At 64.8% G+C, this 13,142-nt stretch carries 13 protein-coding genes and 1 pseudogene; 6 read left to right on the forward strand and 8 right to left on the reverse strand.

Going from position 1 to position 13,142, the window contains the following annotated elements:
- From RFN28_RS29780 to uxuA, 4 genes and pseudogenes are all read right to left on the reverse strand, one after another.
- On the reverse strand, positions 1–424 hold a 424-nt coding region (locus tag RFN28_RS29780), incomplete at its 3' end, for an ATP-binding cassette domain-containing protein (protein WP_320290713.1).
- Between the two features lie 196 nt (positions 425–620).
- Positions 621–899 carry a hypothetical protein gene (locus tag RFN28_RS29785; protein ID WP_320290714.1) on the reverse strand — a complete coding sequence of 93 codons (279 nt, stop codon included), beginning with the start codon at positions 897–899 and terminating at the stop codon, positions 621–623.
- Between the two features lie 133 nt (positions 900–1,032).
- Positions 1,033–1,419, reverse strand: a pseudogene (locus tag RFN28_RS29790) (ATP-binding cassette domain-containing protein); the annotation flags it as partial.
- Between the two features lie 164 nt (positions 1,420–1,583).
- Positions 1,584–2,768 carry a mannonate dehydratase gene (gene uxuA, locus RFN28_RS29795; RefSeq protein ID WP_320290715.1) on the reverse strand — a complete coding sequence of 395 codons (1,185 nt, stop codon included), beginning with the start codon at positions 2,766–2,768 and terminating at the stop codon, positions 1,584–1,586.
- A gap of 178 nt (positions 2,769–2,946) precedes the next feature.
- Here uxuA and RFN28_RS29800 point away from each other — a divergent pair, with 178 nt between their 5' ends.
- The 3 genes from RFN28_RS29800 (at position 2,947) to RFN28_RS29810 (ending at position 5,234) form a co-directional block, all read left to right on the forward strand.
- A complete protein-coding gene (locus tag RFN28_RS29800; RefSeq protein WP_320290716.1) occupies positions 2,947–3,678 on the forward strand; it encodes a FadR/GntR family transcriptional regulator in 732 nt (243 codons plus the stop codon).
- Between the two features lie 17 nt (positions 3,679–3,695).
- Positions 3,696–4,481 carry a glucose 1-dehydrogenase gene (locus tag RFN28_RS29805; protein WP_320290717.1) on the forward strand — a complete coding sequence of 262 codons (786 nt, stop codon included), beginning with the start codon at positions 3,696–3,698 and terminating at the stop codon, positions 4,479–4,481.
- A gap of 312 nt (positions 4,482–4,793) precedes the next feature.
- Entirely contained in the window at positions 4,794–5,234 is a 441-nt protein-coding gene (locus tag RFN28_RS29810) for a hypothetical protein (protein WP_320290718.1), read from the forward strand.
- Positions 5,235–5,324: 90 nt separating this feature from the next.
- On the opposite strand, the gene RFN28_RS29815 is transcribed toward RFN28_RS29810, so the two are convergent.
- Positions 5,325–6,467, reverse strand: coding sequence for an NAD(P)/FAD-dependent oxidoreductase (locus RFN28_RS29815; protein ID WP_320290719.1), 1,143 nt, complete (start codon positions 6,465–6,467; stop codon positions 5,325–5,327).
- 126 nt (positions 6,468–6,593) lie between these two features.
- Positions 6,594–7,259: a peroxiredoxin gene (locus RFN28_RS29820; protein WP_320290720.1), complete on the reverse strand. Its 666-nt coding sequence runs from the start codon at positions 7,257–7,259 to the stop codon at positions 6,594–6,596.
- A gap of 124 nt (positions 7,260–7,383) precedes the next feature.
- Here RFN28_RS29820 and RFN28_RS29825 point away from each other — a divergent pair, with 124 nt between their 5' ends.
- The 3 genes from RFN28_RS29825 (at position 7,384) to RFN28_RS29835 (ending at position 10,725) form a co-directional block, all read left to right on the forward strand.
- Entirely contained in the window at positions 7,384–9,087 is a 1,704-nt protein-coding gene (locus RFN28_RS29825) for an AfsR/SARP family transcriptional regulator (RefSeq protein WP_320290721.1), read from the forward strand.
- 88 nt (positions 9,088–9,175) lie between these two features.
- Positions 9,176–9,661 carry a hypothetical protein gene (locus RFN28_RS29830; protein WP_320290722.1) on the forward strand — a complete coding sequence of 162 codons (486 nt, stop codon included), beginning with the start codon at positions 9,176–9,178 and terminating at the stop codon, positions 9,659–9,661.
- 299 nt (positions 9,662–9,960) lie between these two features.
- Positions 9,961–10,725, forward strand: a complete 765-nt coding sequence (locus RFN28_RS29835; protein WP_320290723.1) for a pseudouridine synthase — start codon at positions 9,961–9,963, stop codon at positions 10,723–10,725.
- A gap of 173 nt (positions 10,726–10,898) precedes the next feature.
- On the opposite strand, the gene RFN28_RS29840 is transcribed toward RFN28_RS29835, so the two are convergent.
- Together RFN28_RS29840 and RFN28_RS29845 are read right to left on the reverse strand one after the other, a co-directional pair.
- Positions 10,899–11,480, reverse strand: a complete 582-nt coding sequence (locus tag RFN28_RS29840) for a histidine phosphatase family protein (protein ID WP_320290724.1) — start codon at positions 11,478–11,480, stop codon at positions 10,899–10,901.
- A 130-nt stretch (positions 11,481–11,610) separates the two neighbouring features.
- Entirely contained in the window at positions 11,611–12,942 is a 1,332-nt protein-coding gene (locus RFN28_RS29845; protein WP_320290725.1) for a dicarboxylate/amino acid:cation symporter, read from the reverse strand.
- Positions 12,943–13,142: the final 200 nt, after the last annotated feature.

The following is a 13,142-nucleotide window of genomic DNA, read 5'->3' on the forward strand; positions in this document are numbered from 1 at the left end:
ACGCCTGGCGATAGGTCGGGAAGCCGAACAGGCCGAGGAAGGTGTAGCCGGAGGCCTTCATCAGCTTGTTGTGCTGGGCGACCAAAAGGTTTTCGAGCAGCGTCATGCCTGGGAACAGGCGGACGTTCTGGAAGGTGCGCGCCACCTTGGCGCGCGCCGGGATCTCGTGGTTGGGCAGGCGCTCGAGGAGATAGGTCGAGCTGTTGCGCTTGTTGAGCGTGATCATGCCTTCGGTCGGTTTGTAGAAGCCGGTGATGCAGTTGAACACCGTCGTCTTGCCGGCGCCGTTCGGGCCGATCAGCGCGGTGATCTCGCCGCGCCTGGCCTGGAAGGACAGGTCGCCGATGGCGACCAGGCCGCCGAACTTCATCGACAGGTGCTCGACCTGCAGGATGATATCGCGCACGGAGCCTTGCATATCCATCAGCCGTGGCCCTCCTTGGCAAAAGAGCTCGAGTGCCCGCGAACGCGGCAAGCGCCGCACCTACGATGACGTGATGGAGATAGTGCGGTCGACATCGACGCCAAGCAGCGCCACCCGTCACAGGGCTGCCTCCGGCTGCGCGACGCACACCACATCTTCGCGCGGCACTGCCATCCAAGGCCAGTTGTGACGGCGGTTACATGGCCACGCGCGGCGGACGAGCCCTGCCGCCGGCTTGTGCCGCAACGGCCTGCGCCCGTTCGCTTGCAAACATCGTGAGGTCCCATTCCGATCGGCGTTCGTCGTACCGCAGAATGTAGAGTGCGCCATCGCTGCCCTTGACCTTGCAGTAGCGGTAATCGGCACCGAACCATTGGTCGACCATCTCGACGACATCCACCTGAACCCGGTTGAGGCAGAACCTCCGGGGCACCTCGATGTCGCGGTCTTGCCGGGTTTCGACTTTGAGTCGCATACGCGCCTCCGCGCCTCACAGACACCGACCCTCTTTAAAGTAGGCGCTTGCCTGATCACTTGCCACCCTGACCTGATCGTGCGGGCGGACGCCCCTATGCGTGTCAGGACAACCGCGTGCCATGACGAGACGATTACAGCACCTGTTCGAGGAATGCCTTCGTCCGCGCCTCCCGCGGGCGGTCCAATATTTCCTGCGGCGAGCCGTGCTCCACGATGACGCCTTGATCGGTGAAATAGATGCGGTTGGCGATCTCGCGCGCGAAACCCATCTCGTGGGTGACCAGGATACACGTCATCCCTTCGCGTGCCAGTTCGCGTATGGTGACGAGCACCTCCTTGACGGTCTCGGGGTCAAGCACCGCCGTCACCTCGTCGAACAGCATCAAATCCGGGCGCATGGCGAGCGAGCGCGCAATGGCGACACGCTGCTGCTGGCCCCCCGACAATTCTCCCGGATAGGTGTCTTCCTTCCCTTCGAGGCGGACCTTCCTGATGAGCGCCCGTGTGCGCAATCGCACGCTGATGCCCGCGGAAGTGACCTGTCGTGACGTCCCGGCGAAAGATCACGGCATGCCTGCGATCGCAGGCGAGACAATTGCCGGCACTGTCGAAGGCGATGCCGAGCAGAAAGCCATCCGTAGCCGACGCGCAAAATTGCGATCCTCGCCGCAGCCCGGCAATCTCAAGCCAGCCCGAACCGCTCGACGGCCCGCATGATGCCGCGCAGTTCGGCGAGGCCCTTCAGCCGGCCGATCAGCGAGTAACCGGGATTGATCCTGGTCTTGCCGATATCGTCGGCGAGCAGATGTCCGTGGTCCGGCCGCATCGGAATGCGCCAGTCGGCGCGGCCTTCCTTCCGACGGCGCGCCTCCTCCTGCATTAGAGCGAGGACGACATGCGCCATGTCAGTGCCGCCCTCGAGATGCTCGGCTTCATGGAAGGAGCCATCCTCCTCGATGGTGACGTTGCGCAGGTGGACGAAATGGATGCGGCCGGCGAACTCCTTGACCATGGCGACGATGTCGTTGTCGGCGCGCGTGCCGTAAGAGCCGGTGCAGAAGGTCAGGCCGTTGGCAGGGCTGTCGACGGCATCGAGGATGAAGCGCGCATCCTCGGCCGTCGAAACGATGCGCGGCAAGCCATAGAGCGAGAAGGGCGGATCGTCGGGATGGATGCACATGCGCACCCCTTCCTGTTCGGACACCGGGATGATCTCGCGCAGGAACCAGGCGAGGTTGTCGCGCAATTCCTGCGGCCCGATTGCGTCGTATTCGGCCAAGGCCTCGCGAAAACTGTCGCGGTCGTAACTGCGCTCGGTGGCGGGCAGGCCGGCGATCAGGTTGCGCTCGATCCTGTCGATCTTCTCCTCGCCGAGCTCCTTCAGCCGCGTTTCCGCTTCGGCGATGCGGGCCGACGTGTAGCCGGCTTCGGCGTTCGTGCGCTTCAGCACGAACAGGTCGTAAGCCGCGAAATCGATGGCGTCGAAGCGCAGCGCATAACCCGTCGTCGGAAGGCGGTACGCCAGATCCGTGCGGGTCCAGTCGACCACGGGCATGAAATTGTAGCAGATCGTCGCGATGCCGGCCTTGGCCAGCGCGCGGATGGTGTCCTTGTAGAAGCCGACATAACGGAGCCGTTCAGGCGAGCCGATCTTGATCGAATTGTGGACGGGAATGCTCTCGACGACCGACCATGTCAGCCCCGCCGCCTCGATGACCCGCTTGCGCTCCAGGATGTTTTCCAGCGGCCAGGCGCGCCCGTCATAGATGGCGTGCAGGGCAGAGACGACGCCGGTCGCACCCGCCTGCTTGACGTGATCGAGTGTCACCGGATCGTCCGGACCATACCAACGCCAGCATTGTTCCATTGCCGCTTTCCTTTTCGAGAGAGAGCGGCAACTTATTGTTGGACCACAATGGGAGTCAAATTAAAAATTGCGGCACTCGCCGACGCTGTCGGCCTGGAAAAACTCGACAAGAGGCCGAAGTCGGTTGTTTTCCTCAAATCTTACGATATGTTGGTCCAACAATTCGGAAGGAACGTCATTGGAAAACGCTCAGGCCGTGCGCGACAATGCCGCCCGCCGCCGCGCCGGCGGCAGGTCCGCGGTCGACGCCGCGGCGGGGCGGATCCTCGACCTCATCCGCGCGCGGCAATTGAATGTCGGCGACGTGCTGCCGACGGAGCGCGAGCTCAGCGAAATCACCGGCGCCAGCCGCAACACGGTGCGCGAGGCGCTGCGCACCATCCGCACCTATGGGCTGATCGAACCCAAACCCCGCGTCGGCGCCGTCCTGGCCGACGGGCAGAGCATCGCTATCCAGAATTTCTTCGCCGCGCACATGGATGTCTCGCGCTCGTCCTTCGCCGACATCCAGGGTTTTAGGCGCATCATCGAAGTCGGCATCGGCGACCACATCGTGCTCAATGCCACGAGCGAACAGATCGAGGCGCTCGACGCGATCAACGCCCGGATCCTCGAGAGCTGCTCGATCGAGGAGGCAGCCGAGAATGATTTCAATTTCCACATGGCGCTGATCGGACTGGCCGACAACCGCATGCTGACGGATATCTATTCCTTCCTTTCCCCGGTGATCTTGCGGATCATGACCATCGGCAAGGAAATGCGGCCGGTGCTGGCCGACACCCGCGCCGCGCATGGCGAGATCATCGCAGCACTCCGCGCACGCGACAGGCTGGCCTATGCCTACCTGATGAGCCGCCATCTCGATTTCGCCCTGCGATTCCTGCCGGAAGAGCCGGCTTCCGCCACGTGACTGAAGGAGTTTCCGCGATGAAGGATTTCAACGGCAAGGTGGCCCTGGTGACCGGGACGACCGGAATTGGCCTCGCAACCGCCAGGCGCCTTGCGGCAGGCGGTGCCGCGATCATAGCCTGCGGCATCGACCGCGCGGCCAATGCGGCGATGAGAGCGGAACTGGAAAGCTCCGAAGCCGGCGTGCTTGTCATGGACACCGACGTGTCCGTTTCCGACCAGGTCCGCGACGCCGTCGCGGCCGGCGTCGACCGCTTCGGCGGCCTCGATGTCATCGTCAATTCGGCGGCGGTCCATCCCTATGGAACCACCACGACGACCGACTGGGAAACCTGGAACCGGACGATGACGGTCAATGTCGGTTCGATCTACCTGACGGCGCATTTCGGCATCCCCGAAATGATCAAGCGCGGCGGCGGCGCCATCGTCAACGTCGCCTCGGTGCAGGGGTTCGCCTGTCAGCAGAACGTCGCCGCCTATGCCACGACCAAGGGCGCCATCCATACGCTGACGCGTTCGCTGGCGCTCGACTATGCTGCGGCCGGCATCCGGGTCAATTCGGTCAGCCCGGGCTCGATCCGCACGCCGATCCTGGAGAAGGCCGCGCGTGGCGAAAACGGCAGCGACGCCGATGTCGAGGAAGCCTACAGACGCTTCGGCGCGGCGCATCCGCTTGGCCGCATCGGCGAACCGGAGGAAGTGGCGGAGCTCATCGCCTTTCTGTGCTCGTCGAAAGCGAGCTTCTGCACCGGCGCGGATTACAAAATAGACGGCGGCCTGACCGCGGGCATTGGCGTGAAGTAGACATGAAGATCGGTCTTCGCCTTTGAAGCAGGCTTCTGTTTACTGGCGAACGCCCTATTTCATGATCCACGTGCCGGCCTATATCCGGTGGAGGATCTGGCAGCGATTGGCCAACGACGCCTTTGGGCGGCAGGCGGCGGAGTCATTCTGCTTCGTCCCGCGAAAGTCAGCCGGTGTCCGCATGACTTCGGCACCGGCCATCGCTGCCGGGTGAAATGCATTTTTGCGAGCCTTGGGCCGATGGCGGATTTCATTTGCTTGGTTATCCCCCATCGATAGGGCAAACTGCCCGCCGGGCTTTCAGGAGGAGAAATGAGAGCACGCGCAGCGACGGTCGGAGACCTCGAGGATGTTTTCCGCGACCTGTCCAAACGAATGTCGGACGAGTACCTGGCGGCCGGCAAGGACAGTAAGGCCGCTTACGACAATCTGATGATGAACCTGAAGGAAGGCCGGGCGCATGCGCTGGTCGAAGGCGACAAGGCCGTCGCCATCATCGCCTGGCATGAGCACGCCGACGCGGCCGACACCCTGTTTGCCGCGCAGGAGGACTTCTTCAGGGCGGCCACCGTCCGCTTCTGCAAGCGCCATATCCGCCACATCCAGGCACTCGCCGGCAACCTTCCCGTACACTCGCGCAGCTGGCTCCATGGACCCGACGTCGCGAGATGGTTCCGGATCATCGGCTATGTCGAGCGAGGCCGAGAGAACGGCGCCACCCTGTTCGAGCTGCCGCCCTCTGCCAACGGCTGAGCAGCGCTGACAGGGCGTGTCCGGATTGCCGGCGGGGCTTCTCCCGCGACAGCCGCGCCCCGAGCCACCCAACGCTTCGCTGTCTTCTTTTCACAAGCCGAACCAGCGCGACCGTCGGCTCGAACCGAATTTATCCTTGTCGGCGCGCAGCGCCACCGAGGGCTCGTAATAGTTGCCGGTCGGCGCGGGGCCCGAAAAGAAATCGACCTCGACCTTGCCGATGCGGCCGCCGCCGAATTCGATGTAGCAGGTCCCGAAGCCGTCATAGAGCGTGCCGCTGCCGCTCCTGCGCAGCTTTGCGACGAGCGCGCTGGCGACGGCGCGCGCGGCACCCTCGGCAAACACGCCGGCCTTGGGCGTGCCGGTATTGGCGCCGTCGCCGACGGCGTAGACGTTCTCATACTTCGTTTCGAGCGTGCGCGGATTGACCGGGATCCAGCCGTTCTCCGCCATGCCGCTTTCCAGCACCACCGGCGGGACACGGTGCTTGGGAACGCCGAGAAAGAGATCGAAGGGCATCTCCGTGCCGTCGTCGAGCACCGCGATGTTGCGTGCGTTGTCGACAGAGGCGACACGACGGCTCGGGATGAACCTGATATCGCGCTCGGCGAAGGCGGCAAGCAATGCCCTCGATGTGTCGGGCGATGGCGGTACCGGACTGCCGAGCGGCAGTACCAGCGATATCTCGCAGACCTCGCGCACACCCTGTCGCGCCAGATAATCATGCAGCATCAGCACGCATTCGCTTGGTGCCGGCGGGCATTTGTAGGGTGCGCCGCAGACGCCGACCATCGCCTTGCCGTTCTTGAAAGTGGGAAGCACGTCGCGAAGCCGCTCCGCGCCGGCAACCGAATAGAACTCATTGGTTCCCGACAGCCCAGGCGTGGCGTCGAAATCATATTCGGCGCCAAGCGCCACGATCAGGTAGTCGGCATCGTAGACGCCGTCATCGGTGGTGACCCGGCGCCTTTCCGGGTCTATCGCGGTGACGGTGCGCTTCAGCAGGCGCACGCCCGGCTTGGCGTAGCTGTTGTACGGCAGGCGCACCGCCTCCGGCGCCTTCAAGCCGAACATTACGTCGAGCTTCGAAAAGCCGAATACGAAGGCGTCGCTTTTGTCGATGAGCGTGACGTCGATGCCGTCGCCCATCGCCTCGGACAGCAGCGTCGTCAGTTCCAGGCCGCCAAAGCCTGCCCCGAGGATGACGATGCGCGGTTTGTTTGCAGTGCTCATCTTGGTTCCCCACGTCTTGGCGCCATGCTGAGGCGCCGGATTGAATTCGCTCATTGCTTTGCATTGGCGGCGAGGACGCGTCTCTCCCTGCCCTCGCCGCCGATGCCCGCCACCCAAGCCTGCCTGTCAGGTCAGCACAGGCTGCGGCACGATGCGGATGTAAGGCTTCGGTTCCTTCCAGCCCTGCGGATAGAGCTGCTTGGCCTCATCGTTCGACACCGAACCCGCGATGATGACGTCTTCGCCGGGCTGCCAGTTGACCGGCGTCGCAAGGCGGTGCTTGGCCGTCAATTGCAGGGAGTCCACCACGCGCAGCACCTCGTCGAAGTTGCGGCCCGTCGTCATCGGGTAGGATATGACGAGCTTTATCTTCTTGTCCGGGCCAATGACGTAGACATTGCGCACCGTCTGGTTATCGGCGGCGGTGCGGCCATCGGCACTGTTGCCTGCCGAAGCCGGCAGCATGTCGTAGAGCTGCGAGATGGCGAGCGTCGGGTCGCCGATCATCGGGAAGTTCGGTGCGATCCCTTGCGTCTCGGCGATGTCCTTGGCCCAGCCGGCATGCTTCTCGACCGGGTCGACGGACAAGCCGATGACCTTGACGCCGCGCTTGTCGAACTCGGGCTTGAGATGCGCCATGTAGCCGAGCTCGGTGGTGCAGACTGGCGTGTAGTCCTTAGGATGCGAGAACAGGATGCCCCAGTCCTTGCCGAGCCATTCGTGGAAGGACATCGGGCCTTCAGTCGTCTCGGCGGTGAAGTCGGGAGCAACGTCTGCGATACGGAGTGACATGTTTGCGTTCCTTTCCGGTTGGAATTAGATTGCAAGGGCATATTAGGAAATCTGTGTTCCGCCAGCGTTCCCCGGCGTCCCCAGGCTGGTGACGGCGTCCGACCTTGCTCCCGATGGTGCGTTCATGCGCGTTTCGATCCATCTGCTCGGCCGCTTCGCCGTCAGTGTCGATGGCCGGCCGATCCCGGCGGCCGACTGGCGGCGGGACCGCGCCGCGGCGCTCATCAAGCTGCTTGCGCTCAAGCCCGGCCATCGCATCCACCGCGAACAGGCGATGGAGATTTTCTGGCCCGACGCCGACCCTGAGGCTGCAGCCACCAGCCTGCGCAAGGCCATCTACTTCGCCCGCCGCACGCTCGGCATCCACGAGCTGATCGAGGTCAGCAACGATATCGTCGCGCTTGCGCCCAACGCCGAACTCGAGATCGATGCCGAAAGCTTCGAGACGGCCGCTAAGGCTGCGCTGCGCGACAGCGACAAAAACGCCTACGAGCGCGCCGCCGATCTCTATGGCGGCAGCCTGCTGCCAGACGACATTTTCGTCGAATGGCTCGACGCGCCGCGCGCGCAGCTGCACCAGCGCTACAGCGACCTGTTGCGCGCCGGCGAGCTGTGGCAGCGGCTGATCGCGCTCGATCCGGCCGACGAGCAGGCACAATGCGCGCTGATGCAGGCCGCACTCGATGCGGGCAACCGGGTCGAGGCGATCCGCCAGTTCAACCAGCTGCGCGGCAATCTGCATGCCGAGCTCGGCGTCGGGCCGAGTGCCGCGACCATCGCGCTTTACGAAAAGGCGCTGGCGCTTTCCGGCGCCGATACGGTCAGCCCCACCGAGCGCGTCCGCACGTCGCTTGCCTGGGGCCTGGTGCACCTGCAAAGTGGCGAGTTCGACAAAGCGAGCGAGATCGCCAGGCAGACGCGCGACCTCGCGCTCGGAGCCGACCTGCCGCGCGAGGTCGGCGAGGCGAGCGCGCTTCTGGGCATCGCCTCGATGATGCGCGCCGAGTGGCCGAAGCTGTTCCGCTCCGAGTTCATCGAATGGGTCCGCGCAAGGCCGGCCTTCGTGCAGCATGTCTTCGATGGTCACCTCTGCCTGTCCGAGTTCTGCCTGTGCAGCGCCAAGGGCCATGCCGAAGTGGCGGGGCTGGCGCGGGAGCTGCTCACAGTGGCCGAGGAAGCGGCTTCAAGCGCCGGCCGCGGGCTCGCCTGCCTGCTGCTCGGCGAGGCGGCCCTGTTTTCGGGAGAGCTCGACGAGGCCGAGCGCTTCCTCACCGAGGCCGAGCGGCTGCTGCTCGAGGCGGACGCGGTCGCCGGCCGTGTGTTGGCCATCGAGCGGCTGGCCGAGATCGCGCTGGAGCGCGGGCAGAAGTGGCGCGCCAGCCGGCTCATCCAGCGCGGCCTCGCCGATGCCGAGCGTTCCTGGCTGTCGCCGCATCTCATCATGCGCATGCAGGCGCTCGCCGTGCGGGCGGCATCGACGCCCAAGATGGTGGCGGAAGAGATCCTCGCCGGCGACCGGCTGCTCACTCCCGGCGCCTGCCAGCCCTGCTCGATGGCGCTGCGCACCGCGTCGGCAATCGCTCTTGCCGAAGCGGGCGAGCTCGAACAGGTCGAGCGCCGCCTCAACGAGGCCGAGCGCATCGCGGGCATGTGGCATGGCGGGCCATGGGCGGCCGCACTTTGGGAAGCGCGCGGCGTACAACGGCGGGCGCAGAAGAAGGAGGTTCGAGCGCTCGCAGCCTTCGAGGAGGCAGCCGGCCGCTACGAGGAGCTCGGCCGGCCGCGCGACCAGGCCAGATGCTTGGCTCGAATGGGAAACCACGCCTGATCTTGCGCCTGAGGGCGATTGGCGGGATGGTATGGAAGGCAGCCGGGGGCGCTGGCAGGCCGGATATGCATGGCTGCTGGAAAACGAGATGTTGCGCGCTTGCCTGGCTTTTGTCGCCCTTGTCGCCCTGGTGGGGCCAACGGAAGCAGGCGAGCGACTGCATCATCTGCTTGACAACTCCGGTCTGACGGCCGCCTATTTTGCTGAGTCCGACCTTGTGACCGCCTATGCGACCGGAATGGCCCGCTACCGTCTTCAGCTCATGGCGCGTACCGGCACGGCCAACCTCGCCGCCCCTCTCGAACCCTCGGCCTTGCGGCCGGAGTTTCGCCAGCGGACGTGGCGCTCGGCCGACGGCAGCCTTCTGCAGGGCTTCGCCGGCAAGGGCGGCTTCCGGCTGACGGTCGGGAACTGCCTTGCCCGCATCTGCCTCGCAAGCGAATGCAGCGAGGCCGGCTGGCCGGTCTATGCCTGCAGCGACGGGCGCAAACGCAAGATGTCGGTCAAGAGCTTCGCGACGGCGACCTTCGACGGCGTCGCTTACCGGCGGCTGAGCTCGCCGCCGGAACCATGACTTCGTCGCGATCAGGCCGCCCTGCTCGCGCCTGCAAAGGCCGGCATCCTACTTCACCCGAAATGCTGCCTGCACCGCGCAGGTGACCGTCACCGGCAGGATCGACATGTGGTTCTCGCCGGCATGCAATCTTTTGCGGGGGCCGCATCATCAAGGGCAGCCTCAATTTGAAGTTCTAAAAAGCAATTCCAGGCATGATGCGCAGCGGCCTCCGTTCGGAATCGCGTAGATGCAATCGCGCTGCCACGATTTGAGGCGTCGCTTGCACGACCCTTGCCATGCATGGCATCTGCGCGGGAATGACACGCAAGCCCATCCCCGCGCGGCGAGAATCCAAGCAAGGCGGCTCGGCCGCAAAAGTCAGCCTCAACAGGGCGCTGTCGAAGCTCGGGCAGTGCTCGCGCAAGCAGGCCGAGCTGCTGATCGCCGAGGGGCGCGTGCGCGTGGCGGGCAAGGTCGCCCGCGACCCGGCGCTGCGCATCGATCTCGACCGCGACCGCGTCACCGTCGACGGCGAGCGCGTCGTCGCCGAGCGCAAGGTCTACCTGATGCTCAACAAGCCGCGCGGGCTGGTGGCCACCCGCGACGATCCCCAAGGACGCGGCACGGTCTATGACTGCCTTGCCGATCTCGACCTACCCTTCGTGTCTCCGGTCGGCCGCCTCGACAAGGCGAGCGAAGGCCTGCTCTTGATGACCAACGATACGCGCTGGGCGAACGGCTTGCTCGATCCAGCCTCGCATGTCGCCAAGACCTATCATGTGCAGATCGCTTCCGCGCCCAACGAAGCGATGCTCGAGCGGTTTCGCGCAGGCGCCATCGTCGATGGCGAATTGCTGACGGCAAGCTCGATCGAACTCTTGCGCAGCGGCGGGCGCACGGCGTGGCTGGAGATCGTGCTCGACGAGGGCCGCAACCGCCAGATCCGCCGCCTGCTCGGCGCTTTCGACATCGAGGTGCTCCGGCTGGTGCGGGTAGCGATCGGCGCCTTGCAGCTCGGAGATCTGGCGAAAGGCAAGGCCCGGCACCTGACAGCCGAGGAATTGGCGATGCTGGCAGCCTAAGGCGCGAGGCATTCCCCCTCACCCGGATTGCCAGCCGAATTGCAAGGGCAATTCGGCGCAATGCGACCTCTCCCCGATGGAGAGAGGAACTCGTCAGCGCGGACGCCAGCCTCTTCTCCCCTCGGGGAGAAGGTGGCCGCGAAGCGGCCGGATGAGGGGGGAGGCCGCGATCGCTACTTCTGGTTCCACCTGCGGATGACCGGCTCGGTCAGGTCGTGCTCATAGCCGAGGACGCTGAGGCTCGCGGTGTCGAGCACGAGATACGTGCCGCCTTCCGGCGGCAGGCCGACCCAGCGTGCCGCAAGCACGCGCAGGAAATGCGCGCTTGAAAATATCAGCACATTGCCGGCGACAGCGCGAAGTCCGGCGATGATCGCGTCGGCCCTGGCGCCGACATCGGCGGCCGTCTCGCCATTTGGACAGCCGTCGCGAAACAGCCGCCAGCCGGGGCGCCCGGCAAGGATGTCATTGCTCGTCATGCCTTCATAGGCGCCGTAATCCCATTCCTGCAGATCCGGCTTCTTCACCACGTGCTCGCCGAAGCCTGCGAGCCGGCAGGTGTCGAAGGCGCGCTGCGATGGGCTCGACCAGACCGCCTGGAAGGTCAGGCCCGTGAGGCGGTCCACAATCCCGCGCGCGGCTTCTTCGCCCTTTGCGGTCAGCGGGATATCGGTGCGGCCGGTATGCCTGCCCGAAGCGCTCCATCCCGTCTCGCCGTGACGGACAAGGTAGATTTCGGGAAACGCGCTGCTCATTCGCCGACCCTCACGCTTGAATGCGCCGCCGACAAGGATGCCGGCCGGCGCCACCCTATGCGGCGGCCGGCAAAATGAACAGGCCGCGGCGGAGCCACGGCCTGTCCAGGCTCGGGAGGATGCTAACGGGTCAGGCTGGCTGCAGGCCAGACAGCGACAAGTCTGCCTCTTCCGGCAATTGGCCGGCCATGGCGGCGGCGAATTGCTTCTGGTCGAGCTCGCCTTCCCAGCGCGCCACGACGATGGTCGCGACAGCGTTGCCGACGAAGTTGGTGAGCGCGCGGCATTCCGACATGAAGCGGTCGACGCCGAGGATCAGCGCCATGCCGGCGACCGGCACCGAGGGCACGACCGAGAGTGTGGCGGCAAGCGTGATGAAGCCGGCGCCGGTGATGCCGGCAGCGCCCTTGGAGCTCAGCATGGCAACCAGCAAAAGCAGGATCTGGTCGCCGAAGGTGAGCGGCGTGTCGGTCGCCTGGGCGATGAAAAGTGCTGCCAGCGTCATGTAGATGTTGGTGCCGTCGAGGTTGAAGGAATAGCCGGTCGGGATGACCAGCCCGACCACCGAGCGGTTGCAGCCGGCGCGCTCCATCTTGGCCATCAGGCCGGGAAGCGCTGCCTCCGACGATGACGTGCCAAGGACCAGGAGCAGTTCTTCCTTGATGTAGCGGATCAGCGCCAGGATGGAGAAGCCGTTCCACCATGCGACCGCGCCCAGCACGACCAGCACGAAGAGCAGCGACGTGAGATAGAAGGTGCCGATCAGCATGGCGAGGTTAGCGATCGTGCCGATGCCGTATTTGCCGACGGTAAACGCCATGGCGCCGAAGGCACCAATCGGAGCCGCCTTCATCAGGATGGCGACGAGGCGGAAGATCGGCGCGGTCAGCGCCTGCAGGAAATCGACCACCGGGCGGCCGCGCTCGCCGACAAGCGCCAGCGCCACGCCGAACAGCACCGAGAAGAACAGCACCTGCAGGATATCGCCCTGGGCGAAGGCGCCGGTGATGGTGTCGGGGATGATGTTCATCAGGAAGCCGACGATCGTCGTGTCATGCGCCTTGTCGGTGAAGGTCGAGACCTTCGAGGCGTCGAGCGTCGCAGGATTGACATGCATGCCGGCGCCAGGCTGAATGACGTTGGAGACGACCAGGCCGACGACGAGCGCCAATGTCGAGAAGACGAGGAAATAGATCATCGCCTTGCCGGCGACGCGGCCGACCTTGTGCAGGTCCGAGACGCCGGCGATGCCGGTGGCGACGGTGAGGAAGATCACCGGCGCGATCACCATCTTGACCAGCTTGATGAAGGCATCACCAAGCGGCTTCAGCGAGGCGCCGATATCGGGATAGAAATGGCCGAGCAGGATGCCGGCGGCGATCGCCGCCAGGACCTGCACGTAAAGATGCCGGTAAAAGGGAATTTTGCCGCGCGGTTCCGCGGCGGCGATTGCCGTCTGCATAATGTCCTCCGTTCAGCCCCGATCGAGAAGCTCGACCTCCCAGGGCAGTTGACCTCCACAGCCTCGCGGCTGCTGCGGATGCATTTGCAACGGACGTGCCAGATTCGGCGAAACCCACCTTTCCATTGATTTTCAACGGGTTTTCGATCCAACAACGCGTATCGTCAGGATCGACAGTGCGGCAATCCGCATAAGTCGAA

This window comes from Mesorhizobium album (genome assembly GCF_033977205.1).
Classification (GTDB): Bacteria; Pseudomonadota; Alphaproteobacteria; order Rhizobiales; family Rhizobiaceae; genus Mesorhizobium; species Mesorhizobium album.

Coding starts and splice junctions, on each gene's coding strand:
- RFN28_RS29835 (WP_320290723.1), top strand. CDS start 9,961: ATGACACGCAAGCCCATCCCCGCGCGGCGAGAATCCAAGCAAGGCGGC.
- RFN28_RS29845 (WP_320290725.1), bottom strand. CDS start 12,942: ATGCAGACGGCAATCGCCGCCGCGGAACCGCGCGGCAAAATTCCCTTT.
- RFN28_RS29820 (WP_320290720.1), bottom strand. CDS start 7,259: ATGTCACTCCGTATCGCAGACGTTGCTCCCGACTTCACCGCCGAGACG.
- uxuA (WP_320290715.1), bottom strand. CDS start 2,768: ATGGAACAATGCTGGCGTTGGTATGGTCCGGACGATCCGGTGACACTC.
- RFN28_RS29825 (WP_320290721.1), top strand. CDS start 7,384: ATGCGCGTTTCGATCCATCTGCTCGGCCGCTTCGCCGTCAGTGTCGAT.
- RFN28_RS29805 (WP_320290717.1), top strand. CDS start 3,696: ATGAAGGATTTCAACGGCAAGGTGGCCCTGGTGACCGGGACGACCGGA.
- RFN28_RS29830 (WP_320290722.1), top strand. CDS start 9,176: ATGTTGCGCGCTTGCCTGGCTTTTGTCGCCCTTGTCGCCCTGGTGGGG.
- RFN28_RS29815 (WP_320290719.1), bottom strand. CDS start 6,467: ATGAGCACTGCAAACAAACCGCGCATCGTCATCCTCGGGGCAGGCTTT.
- RFN28_RS29785 (WP_320290714.1), bottom strand. CDS start 899: ATGCGACTCAAAGTCGAAACCCGGCAAGACCGCGACATCGAGGTGCCC.
- RFN28_RS29840 (WP_320290724.1), bottom strand. CDS start 11,480: ATGAGCAGCGCGTTTCCCGAAATCTACCTTGTCCGTCACGGCGAGACG.
- RFN28_RS29810 (WP_320290718.1), top strand. CDS start 4,794: ATGAGAGCACGCGCAGCGACGGTCGGAGACCTCGAGGATGTTTTCCGC.